Raw genomic sequence first — 9,067 nt, 5'->3', positions numbered from 1 at the left:
TGGGGGCTCTTAACCTGAGGAGCGTGGAGGCGTTCCTCAGGTTTGTTGAACGTTATTTAGGTGGACCGCCGGGGCTGATGAAAATCTTTAAGTTACGTTAAAGTCCCATAACTGCTGTAATTAATTAGATATGCAGTATCGAAGGTGTGTATATCCATAACAACTGGAATATGATCACATAGTAGCACTAAAATTTCGCCATAGAACTGTAAGAATAATTAAAAATGTATTTGTAGTACGACTAGGTTATTAAAAAATTTTAAACTACTGAATGCGTAATATTCTTGATAAGCGAGACAACTGTTTTATAGGAAAACAGTAGTTCAATGACTAGTTTCAGAGAAATAGCTGTGTTTTTATCTAGATTGGATATTGTGATAGAGCAGTTATAAGCGGTAGAGTGTTTACCTTGCAAACAGTATGTTTAATGAGTGACCAAAACAAGATGTAAATTAATGTTCGTCACATACAAAGTCTAGGACTCTCATTATTAGCAACCGAAGCCCAATTTAATCTGACAAAGACTTCATTATAGCATAATACAATACGCTCAACACATTGCGGTACAATAAGGTTTTTATATTGAAGTACAATAAAGTATATTGAGGTAAAATGCCCAGACCCGGCTATAAATCGGTATATTTCCCGGATGAGGAGTTGTGGAAGAAGATAGTTGATGAGGCTGAGAAAAGGAAAGTAAGCGTTTATGAAGTGCTGAAGGACGCTTTTGAGTGTTATATGAAGGAAAAGGAAGGAAATAGAACGAGCTTGGAAGAAATAGTTAAGGAACTGCAAGAATTGAAGAGGAGGGTCGAGGAGTTGGAGAGGAAGGTTAAATAGGAAAACTCCCTAGTTTAGTGAAGAAAAATTCAGCTTATCAACTTCTCAATCATTTTTCTAACTCTGTCCTTAACTTGAGAAATTTCCGCAACTATCCCGTCATCTTGGAATTCAAAAGTAGCGAAGCTAAGCACTTCATCTAGCTGGAAGTATACCCTCAGCAGTTATACTAACTCTTCTAAATTCCTTTGAGTTTGTAGTACCTCACTCATAGTCCTTCACCTCTAAATAATGTAAGTACTGGACTAGAGAATTCCTAGCTCCTCCAGCTTATTTAAAATTTCCGAATTATAGCCCTCCATAATCTTCATAGCATCGTTGATGTGGTATAAAGCCTCCAAAAGCTCCAATAACTTATCACCCTGGACTTGCGTGGCTCATCCCCGCGAAGTGATTTCTTCTATTTGCATCATTTCCCGCCTTACTTTCACTATCTCATTCCTTAGTTCAGTACTAGCTAACTGCTTTAGTGTTTCGATATGACAGCTTTCCTCTGAAAGTAAACCCTTTCACAATCGCAGGAAGCCTTAGTGATTTTTAGGCTGACTGGGTCTAGCGCTAGCATTGTATAATGTACTAGGTTAGCCTGGACTTTCATCGTATATACGCTGAAACGATTATGCCCTCAGATAATACGTAAAAACATCTAACCTTTAATCGGATTTTTGGGATTTATGTGGAAATTATGTTTGCTCTATATGATATTTCATATCACAAGACCTATAATATAGCATATGTACGTGGTATATATGGCACGAATACATTATAAGTAGTTCAACAGTATAGTTAATAGGGGATTCAAAATGGTGATAGCACATAAGTTAACTGACGAGCAGAAAAAGATCCTAGAGAGAATGCAAAGTAGAATAGACTATATCATCAAAGCTCACAAGGAATATTTAGATGCATTAGCAGAATTTGATAGAACTGGAGTATTGAAAATTCATGGAAAAGTCCTTTATGTGAGAAAATATAATAATCAAGAAAATGAGGATAAACGGTTTAATCTTCAATAATTTTCCGTATAATTTTCCTTATTTTATTTATCGCATACTCATCTTCTTCTGGTGGGTTATCGGCAACTTCAACTAAGGTCTTAATTAACTCTTCTTCTAAATCTTGTGGAATTTCCTTGTTAAACAATTCGTATAAGATATTTAATAACAATACGAAAGCAGTTCTCTTATTGCCGTCAACGAAAGGGTGAGAAGTTATTAGATGATATGTTAATACTGCTAAACTCCTACTAATATCGTTATAATTATTTAAGTCTTCTATTGCGGAATAAATCGCGATACCTATAACGTCTAAGTTAATTATTCCCTGCTCGGTATTAGGATCACTTCTGATTATACTGTAGTGAATTTTTATTATAGTAGGCTCTATATCACCTTTTCTGCTTCTCCACTCTTCGAACTCGTTCAGTAGTCCTGTTAAGATCTGCATTAACTTTCTTTCCATAGAAAGTCGACCTTAACTACTGGCTTCTATTAAACTATATAATTCTTTAAGCTTTTCAACTACCCTTTTACCCTTTTCTGTTAATTTAATATACCTCCTTTTAGGAAAGCCTCTAGTTTCCTCGATCTCTTCTACTACTCCCCACTCCTTTAAGCTTTTAACAGCATTATTTACCGGAGCTGTTGAACTTTTTGTAAGTTCTATCAACTTCCTTAGTGTTGCTTTATCATTTCCATATAGGGCTAATAACACCCTCTGTTGCATTTCCGTTAGGCACTCCATTTTTAATCCTAATCTTATCAGAAGTGATGCTATTACTACTATGAAAATTAAATACTTACCTTATCCTCCATGTATGACTTCATTAGTTCTCTAACAGCTTCAACAAAATGCGTTACTAAACAAGTTAGTGAGATTAAGAAATTAGCACGTGAGCATGCTGATAAGATAAGTCTAAAGTATGCTAAGCAAATTTAAGGAATTATTTTAAAACTCCAATGAACTCTACACATCTTATATTAAGTACTGTTAATATTCCTAGTTATGGTTCAGCATATTACAAATAACGATTTTTACCTATACTTCCTGAGACTTTGAGCTAGTAAGAAAACCTTAGATGAGACTCATTGAATTTTCTAACTGTTGTATTTTCACAAAATTCAGTTTTTTGCATAACTAAGGGATTGTTATCGTGATTCTTTCAATCTCACGCATGATATGATAATTATCATTCCTTAAATAGCCCTACGTGATAAATATAAATAGGCTGAAGGTACGGGTAATAAAGTTTTCACATTTGGTGATATTAGGATTCGTGAGGTTAAGGGGAAGTATTATGTTTACTTAATAGAGAACGGTGATGGCGGTCAGAGAAGAGACCATTACATAGGTTCTTTAGAACAAATCGTAAAGGAATATTACGATATGAAGTGCCGCGGCCGGGATTTGAACCCGGGCCACAGGCTTGAGAGGCCTGCATACTGTCGGCGCGTAGAGCTTGACCGGGCTATACTACCGCGGCATTAATATCTTATATTAACGACCTTAAAAGATTTACGTAAGGAGGAGCAATTCAGTTATTTGCTAATGCTTTCCAGAGGTTGAGCTAGGGGTCGGACTTTCATTGAGGTTTCATGAATTTGTATTCAACCTCTCGTCCTCATTCCCCTTATTTCCCTCCCCATGCCGTCTACGGGAGCGGTAGTTAAACCACTCCCTTCAAGGACATGGGGAGTTTCATTGGGCACCTTCCTCCCCCTCACATTGCTCATAGATTTCACAGTGGCACCCTCCAATTTAATGTTAACGGAAACATTTATAAATATTTCCGTAACTAATAACATATGGTTCAAGTTACATTTCACTCAAAGATCTCCTCAATGGGTCATGATAAGTACGGTGACCCGAAATACGCAATATACGTTCCTAAGAACGTTCATGAGAAGATTAAGGGCTTGATGGAAAAGGAGGTTATTGTAATTGTTATCCTACCAGATGATTAGTAAATTAATTGGCTCTAAGGAAGCAATTGATATCTAGTTAATCCAAAGGGTACTACAAATTCTGAGGGTCATGATAGGATGATGAGGGAGAAGGGTTTCGATAGGCATACAGCCTCAGCTTACTTAATAGCATTAAAGGGATTAGGAATATTGAATGATATCAAATGACATAAAATTCACGGTTTATCTGAAACTGTTGACAAGGCGTTTAGTGGAAGAAATAAGGAGAATTAGGAGACAAAACATATAGTCGTAGAGATTTGAAGCTCGTGGCTTGTATCGTGTGGATGTAATAATAATTAAGTATCGACGATTGCTCAATGAAGTGAAGTCGTGTCAAAAGACGGAAAATATGTACTCATGGTGGTACTAACCTAGAATTTCGCATAAGTCTAAGATTTCGTAACGACGTTATTGTGACAAGCTAGCGTAATAACTAGAGAATGAACGCGAAGTAATATCTCGGAAAGACTCTTACTCAACATTCTAGGCATGAATATACCAGTTCAGCTGATCATAAACAATGTTTACGTAAAAAGTTTCTTGAAATTAAGATTGCTGTCTGGCTTTCCACACCATCGCTGCCGTTTCCAAAATCAACTTCGCTGCTAATACTGAGGTAATCCCGGAGGGGTCAAAAGGAGGCGATACTTCTACAACGTCAAAGCCTACGACCCTCTTATCGATTACTAAGGACATTATGTCTAACACTGTGGTAGGGTCTAATCCTTCCGGCTCCGGTGTGGCGACTCCCGGGGCGTAGGAGGGATCGATCCCGTCCATGTCATACGTAATATACACTTTATTACACTCCTTGAGAGTCATTACTATTTTTTGTGCAACTTCTCTAACTCCTAACAGCTTTACTTGCTTAGGTGTGAAGTAACTTATTCCCCTTTCGTTAGCGTATTCGATCTCTTCCCTTGACACAGCCCTAGTCCCTATCTCTATTATTTTTACCCCGTCCTCGGAGATCCTCCTCATCACGCACGCGTGGTCATACTTATACCCCATGTAGTCGTCCCTTAAGTCTAAGTGAGCGTCAACACTTACCAAGCAATCGGGTCTTATCCCCCTAGTAGTACCTATTGTTACGGTGTGCTCTCCTCCTATACCTACGACTACTTTCCCTTTTTCGGTAAAGTAGGAGACTACTTCACTTATTCTCCTCACGTTCTCTTCATTATTTGAGGGGTGGAGTATTACGTCCCCTACGTCGTTAAATCCTATCTCCCCCATGTCGACTCCGCTCCTTATGGAGTAGAACTCTATGTACTGTGCTGTGTCTCTTATCACTGATGGTGCAAACCTAGAGCCGGGTCGGAAGCTACTGGTGGTGTCCATGGGAAGCCCTACGATCACAAAGGGGGATGCGGGTCTGTTAAACCCCGCAAAGGTTCTGCTGTTCTCGTTGAGAAATAATAGTCTACTGTCAGCCATGAGTAGAAGTTTTTTATCCCGTTTATATGCTTATCTCGTATGAGTGATCTACAAACTAAGGTAATGGAACTGGCTAGGAGAAGGGGGATATTTTGGTCTTCTTACGAGATCTATGGAGGAGTAGCCGGTCTTTATGACATTGGTCCTATAGGTACTAGGATTAAAAACAGAATAGTCGAGTTGTGGAGAAAGTATTTCATAAAAGATAATGACGAATTCGTGGTCGAGATAGAGACTCCCTTAGTGACTCCTTATAAAGTGTTAGAGGCAAGCGGTCATGTGGAAAACTTTACCGACCCTATCGTTGAGTGTACCAAATGCCATAACGTTTACAGAGCCGACCACTTAATAGAGGAGATGGCTAAGGTGAATGTAGAGGGGTTAAAGCCGTCGGAACTGGACAAGATAATCAGGGAGAAAGGGATAAAGTGCCCTAAGTGTGGTGGAGAGTTAGGTGAGGTTAGGCTGTTTAACCTCTTATTCGAAACTAACATAGGACCTTACACCGGAAATAAGGGGTTTATAAGACCTGAGACGGCACAAGGCATGTTCACCTCCTTTAAGAGGGTTTATGAGTCCTTTAGGCAGAGGCTTCCCTTGGGGATCGCACAAGTGGGTAGAGTAGGGAGGAATGAAATCTCGCCGAGACAAGGTCTGATAAGGATGAGGGAGTTCACCATAATGGAAGTGGAGTTCTTCTTCGACCCTGAGTCACCTGGTGAAGTTCCCCTAGATAAGGTAGGAGAGCTTAGTGTCAACATCCTCAGGGGAGAGGAAAAGGTTAAAGGAGAGAAGCCCGTGCAATTTAAACTCCGTGAGGCTGTGGAAGAGAAGGTAATACTAAACCCGTGGATGGCGTATTGGATGGGAGTTGCTACTAAGTTCGTCTCCGCCCTCGGTATACCCCAATCTTCTACGTATTTTGAAGAGAAACTGCCTCATGAGAGGGCTCACTATTCGAAGCAGACCTTCGATCAAATGGTTCTGATAGGGGAAGAAAAGGTAGAGATTTCGGGGCATGCTTATAGATCTGATTACGACTTATCGAGGCATATGAAGTTTAGCGGGCAGGACTTGACGGTGTTCAAAAAATATGATACGCCCAAAATAGTAAAGAAGAAGACCGTAATAATTAATAGGGACGAACTTAACAAGGAAGGGAAGGAGTTCGTAAAGACTTTTATGCAGTTCATAAACGGTAAGTCGCCGGAGGAAATCGAGGAAATGATTAATAAAGGGGTGAAAGTTAATGACAGAGAGATATCGAAATACGTTAAGGTTCTTGAGAGAGAAGAAAAGGTTAGTGGAGCCCACTTCATTCCGCACGTAGTGGAACCGTCTTTCGGAGTCGAGAGGTGTTTATACTTAACAGTACTTAACGCATATAAGGAAAAAGAGGGTAGGATTGTCTTGTCATTACCAAAGCAGCTCGCCCCATACGACCTCGCTGTGTTCCCATTACTTGAAAGGGACGAGTTAATTAAGAAGGCTAAAGAGATCTATAATCATTTACAAGAAAAGTATGATGTTATCTACGACGATGTAGGGAGTATAGGGAAAAGGTATGCTAGAGTGGATGAGATCGGAGTACCTTACTCTATTACTGTAGACCCTACTACACTACTTGATAATACGGTAACTATAAGGGATAGAGACACGTGGAATCAAATAAGGGTTGAGATTGAAAGGCTTGATGAGGTAATAGAAAAACTGTTCAAAGGTGAAGAGTTTAATAAGTTAGGAAGAGTAGTTGATAATAATGAGTAAGGAGCAACCAGATGAGGCTGAGCAGGAGGAAGAGAAAAAGGTAGACGTAAAGTCATTAGTTAGTATTATACCTCCTGCGTCAGCCCTAAAGAAAAATACTAAACAAATTAAGGAAAAGAGAGTTAAAATGAAGAAGAGGGCTGATATAGACCAAGGATTAATACTGATGTCTGCTAAACTGGCTAAAGAGCTGAACATTAAGGATGAGGCTGAAGTTTCGGTAAAAGGTAGGAGAAGCAAATTTAAGGTTATTATTCAGGACGGGTTACCTGACAACGAGATCTGGGGTAACGCAGAGGATATGCTGAAGCTGGGCTTAGAAGATAATAGTACAGTGAGCGTTAGGGCGGTTCAATGAATGAGAGCGAAATCGAAATAGGAAGGGTTTTACTTCATTTCGAGCAAGTAGTAGAGGAGTACCATCTCACCTTAGAGGAGCTTGAGAATTACTTAACGTTCCCAGAAATCGAACAAGAGAAGTTGGAGAAATTATTAAGGAGGCTGAGGAGGAATAGGAGGCAATTGCTTAACGGAATTCAGGTTATAGTTAACCACGTCAATAACGTGACGAATAACAAAATGAAGGAGGAAGCATTAGGGCTCTTAAACTATTTCTACATAGTCGGGCTTAATGACGATGAAAAAGCTTTGATAAAAGCTAAAGAAAAAGAAACGAATCTAGCTGAAGAAATAAATAGAGACCTAGAAATTATATCTAAAATACGTTCATTAATTTTGAAATTCGTTTATTAACCATGACAACACCTCTATCATAGCAATGGGTGTTCCTGAACTTAACATTGAAGAACAGATACAAAGCATGACTAACTCGATATTAGACCAACTTAGGATACTATACCAGCAATTTACAGAAAGTAATGTGAACCACATGCAAGCCTATTCTAAGATAGACGGTATAAAGTCTTCAGTAGAGGATTTAAGATATAAAATAGGAGAGTATGTGCTCAAAGTAAGCGAGGGTTTGCTTTACAGTAATTTGTATTTAGATATTATAATGCAACTCGAGAAAGTCTCACAAAATATAGGTGCAGCATCATACAGATTCGGTGTGCTAATTAGCAGAGTAAAGAGCCAAGACCATATCTTATTGAACTTATCAATATCGATGGTTGAAAAACTAATTGCAGCTACTACGAACCTTATAGAGTCCGTTAGATTACTATCTGTTAATGCTAAGAAGTCCTCGGAAAAGGCTAGGAATGTAATAAAAATAGAGGAAGAGATCGATGACCTTTATAGGAATTTTGAGCTGAAACTATTTGAAAAACAAAACGGAGATATGGCGTTTTTAATGTTAAGTAAGGACGTAGCAGACAGACTCGAGGATTGCGCGGATTTGCTCAGGGACGCAGCTAATGATATAATGTACTTGAGCTTTTTAAGGGAGTAAAAATATGTCGCCCAAAGGAAGATTGGTGAAGGATAAAGTCGTTATCGAGAATGTGGAAGAAGCTAGAGAAGTTTATAGGATGGGTTATTACGGCAAACCGTTAGATATATCTAAGCCTAAAAGTCCTGAAGATATAAAAAGCCCCTTGATTCTGTCGATAATAGAAGCTACCTATCTTTTAAAGAAAGGTTTAATAAGCGTTTACACAAACGTTGATGGTGCTGAAAAGAACTTTACTTACGACGAATTATACAATTTGGGAACTACTTTACTACCTCGGTTTAATATTCTTTACACCGTTTATGAGGATCTGAGGGACAAAAATTACGTGGTTAGATCAGGTATAAAGTATGGGGCGGACTTCGCAGTTTATAATATAGGACCGGGAATCGAACATGCTCCTTACTTGATCATCACTCTCAGAGAAGACGAGGAGATCTCACCGAACGAGATTTTAGGCTTCGGTAGGGTATCTCACAGCACTAGGAAAGAACTTATACTGGGTATTGTAAATCCCGTCACGAGGAATATTAGGTACATAATATTTAAATGGCTGAAAATCTAATTCTAATTTAAATACCTACCGTTAAAAAATTGGGTGATTCACGGTTTGAGCGGAAGGGAACTAAGACGTGGCAAACAAGAC

At 38.9% G+C, this 9,067-nt stretch carries 11 protein-coding genes, 1 tRNA gene and 2 pseudogenes; 10 read left to right on the top strand and 4 right to left on the bottom strand.

Features of this window, described 5'->3' with window-relative positions; translation table 11 throughout:
• The 3 genes and pseudogenes from WIW72_RS13045 to WIW72_RS13035 form a co-directional block, all read left to right on the top strand.
• Positions 1–101 (top strand): annotated as a pseudogene (locus WIW72_RS13045) (transposase); the annotation flags it as partial.
• A gap of 511 nt (positions 102–612) precedes the next feature.
• The gene (locus tag WIW72_RS13040) at positions 613–840 is read left to right on the top strand and encodes a hypothetical protein (RefSeq protein WP_337700557.1); all 228 of its coding nucleotides are present in this window, start codon (positions 613–615) and stop codon (positions 838–840) included.
• An 803-nt stretch (positions 841–1,643) separates the two neighbouring features.
• Positions 1,644–1,856 (top strand): hypothetical protein, encoded by a 213-nt coding sequence (locus tag WIW72_RS13035; protein ID WP_009991957.1) that lies wholly within the window; start codon positions 1,644–1,646, stop codon positions 1,854–1,856.
• On the opposite strand, the gene WIW72_RS13030 is transcribed toward WIW72_RS13035, so the two are convergent.
• Together WIW72_RS13030 and WIW72_RS13025 are read right to left on the bottom strand one after the other, a co-directional pair.
• Positions 1,843–2,301, bottom strand: a complete 459-nt coding sequence (locus tag WIW72_RS13030; protein ID WP_337700559.1) for a type II toxin-antitoxin system death-on-curing family toxin — start codon at positions 2,299–2,301, stop codon at positions 1,843–1,845. The two genes, WIW72_RS13035 and WIW72_RS13030, sit on opposite strands and share 14 nt — an antisense overlap.
• Positions 2,302–2,313: 12 nt before the next feature.
• Positions 2,314–2,583, bottom strand: a complete 270-nt coding sequence (locus tag WIW72_RS13025) for a MarR family transcriptional regulator (RefSeq protein WP_337700561.1) — start codon at positions 2,581–2,583, stop codon at positions 2,314–2,316.
• Between the two features lie 522 nt (positions 2,584–3,105).
• On the opposite strand from WIW72_RS13025, the pseudogene WIW72_RS13020 reads away from it, so the two are divergent.
• Positions 3,106–3,195, top strand: a pseudogene (locus tag WIW72_RS13020) (putative integrase); the annotation flags it as partial.
• 36 nt (positions 3,196–3,231) lie between these two features.
• Here WIW72_RS13020 and WIW72_RS13015 read toward each other — a convergent pair.
• A tRNA-Glu gene (locus tag WIW72_RS13015) sits at positions 3,232–3,322 on the bottom strand.
• Positions 3,323–3,644: 322 nt separating this feature from the next.
• Between WIW72_RS13015 and WIW72_RS13010 the strand changes: the two genes are divergently transcribed.
• A complete protein-coding gene (locus tag WIW72_RS13010) occupies positions 3,645–3,803 on the top strand; it encodes a hypothetical protein (RefSeq protein WP_337700563.1) in 159 nt (52 codons plus the stop codon).
• Between the two features lie 549 nt (positions 3,804–4,352).
• Here the strand turns inward: WIW72_RS13010 and speB are convergent.
• The gene (gene speB / locus WIW72_RS13005) at positions 4,353–5,243 is read right to left on the bottom strand and encodes an agmatinase (protein WP_337700565.1); all 891 of its coding nucleotides are present in this window, start codon (positions 5,241–5,243) and stop codon (positions 4,353–4,355) included.
• Between the two features lie 39 nt (positions 5,244–5,282).
• Here speB and glyS point away from each other — a divergent pair, with 39 nt between their 5' ends.
• The 5 genes from glyS to endA are packed head-to-tail and all read left to right on the top strand — an operon-like array spanning position 5,283 to position 8,986.
• Positions 5,283–7,010 carry a glycine--tRNA ligase gene (gene glyS, locus WIW72_RS13000; RefSeq protein ID WP_337700567.1) on the top strand — a complete coding sequence of 576 codons (1,728 nt, stop codon included), beginning with the start codon at positions 5,283–5,285 and terminating at the stop codon, positions 7,008–7,010.
• Positions 7,003–7,368: a hypothetical protein gene (locus tag WIW72_RS12995; RefSeq protein WP_337700569.1), complete on the top strand. Its 366-nt coding sequence runs from the start codon at positions 7,003–7,005 to the stop codon at positions 7,366–7,368. The genes glyS and WIW72_RS12995 overlap by 8 nt, the downstream gene beginning before the upstream one ends.
• Positions 7,365–7,763: a hypothetical protein gene (locus WIW72_RS12990; protein ID WP_337700571.1), complete on the top strand. Its 399-nt coding sequence runs from the start codon at positions 7,365–7,367 to the stop codon at positions 7,761–7,763. Before WIW72_RS12995 ends, WIW72_RS12990 begins: the two co-directional genes overlap by 4 nt.
• Before the next feature lie 25 nt (positions 7,764–7,788).
• Positions 7,789–8,421 (top strand): DUF47 family protein, encoded by a 633-nt coding sequence (locus tag WIW72_RS12985; protein ID WP_337700573.1) that lies wholly within the window; start codon positions 7,789–7,791, stop codon positions 8,419–8,421.
• A 4-nt stretch (positions 8,422–8,425) separates the two neighbouring features.
• Positions 8,426–8,986 carry a tRNA-intron lyase gene (gene endA / locus WIW72_RS12980; protein ID WP_337700575.1) on the top strand — a complete coding sequence of 187 codons (561 nt, stop codon included), beginning with the start codon at positions 8,426–8,428 and terminating at the stop codon, positions 8,984–8,986.
• Positions 8,987–9,067: the final 81 nt, after the last annotated feature.

Origin of the sequence: Stygiolobus sp. CP859M (genome assembly GCF_037389975.1) — an archaeon.
In the GTDB taxonomy this organism is placed as follows: Archaea; Thermoproteota; Thermoprotei_A; order Sulfolobales; family Sulfolobaceae; genus Stygiolobus.
The sequence above is the reverse complement of the archived record's forward strand: the minus strand, read 5'-3'. Positions and strand labels throughout refer to the sequence as shown.

What these genes read in the sequence shown, in the direction of transcription:
- WIW72_RS13040 (WP_337700557.1), top strand. Translation starts at nt 613, where the DNA reads ATGCCCAGACCCGGCTATAAATCGGTATATTTCCCGGATGAGGAGTTG.
- WIW72_RS13035 (WP_009991957.1), top strand. Translation starts at nt 1,644, where the DNA reads ATGGTGATAGCACATAAGTTAACTGACGAGCAGAAAAAGATCCTAGAG.
- WIW72_RS13030 (WP_337700559.1), bottom strand. Translation starts at nt 2,301, where the DNA reads ATGGAAAGAAAGTTAATGCAGATCTTAACAGGACTACTGAACGAGTTC.
- WIW72_RS13025 (WP_337700561.1), bottom strand. Translation starts at nt 2,583, where the DNA reads ATGGAGTGCCTAACGGAAATGCAACAGAGGGTGTTATTAGCCCTATAT.
- WIW72_RS13010 (WP_337700563.1), top strand. Translation starts at nt 3,645, where the DNA reads ATGGTTCAAGTTACATTTCACTCAAAGATCTCCTCAATGGGTCATGAT.
- speB (WP_337700565.1), bottom strand. Translation starts at nt 5,243, where the DNA reads ATGGCTGACAGTAGACTATTATTTCTCAACGAGAACAGCAGAACCTTT.
- glyS (WP_337700567.1), top strand. Translation starts at nt 5,283, where the DNA reads ATGAGTGATCTACAAACTAAGGTAATGGAACTGGCTAGGAGAAGGGGG.
- WIW72_RS12995 (WP_337700569.1), top strand. Translation starts at nt 7,003, where the DNA reads ATGAGTAAGGAGCAACCAGATGAGGCTGAGCAGGAGGAAGAGAAAAAG.
- WIW72_RS12990 (WP_337700571.1), top strand. Translation starts at nt 7,365, where the DNA reads ATGAATGAGAGCGAAATCGAAATAGGAAGGGTTTTACTTCATTTCGAG.
- WIW72_RS12985 (WP_337700573.1), top strand. Translation starts at nt 7,789, where the DNA reads ATGGGTGTTCCTGAACTTAACATTGAAGAACAGATACAAAGCATGACT.
- endA (WP_337700575.1), top strand. Translation starts at nt 8,426, where the DNA reads ATGTCGCCCAAAGGAAGATTGGTGAAGGATAAAGTCGTTATCGAGAAT.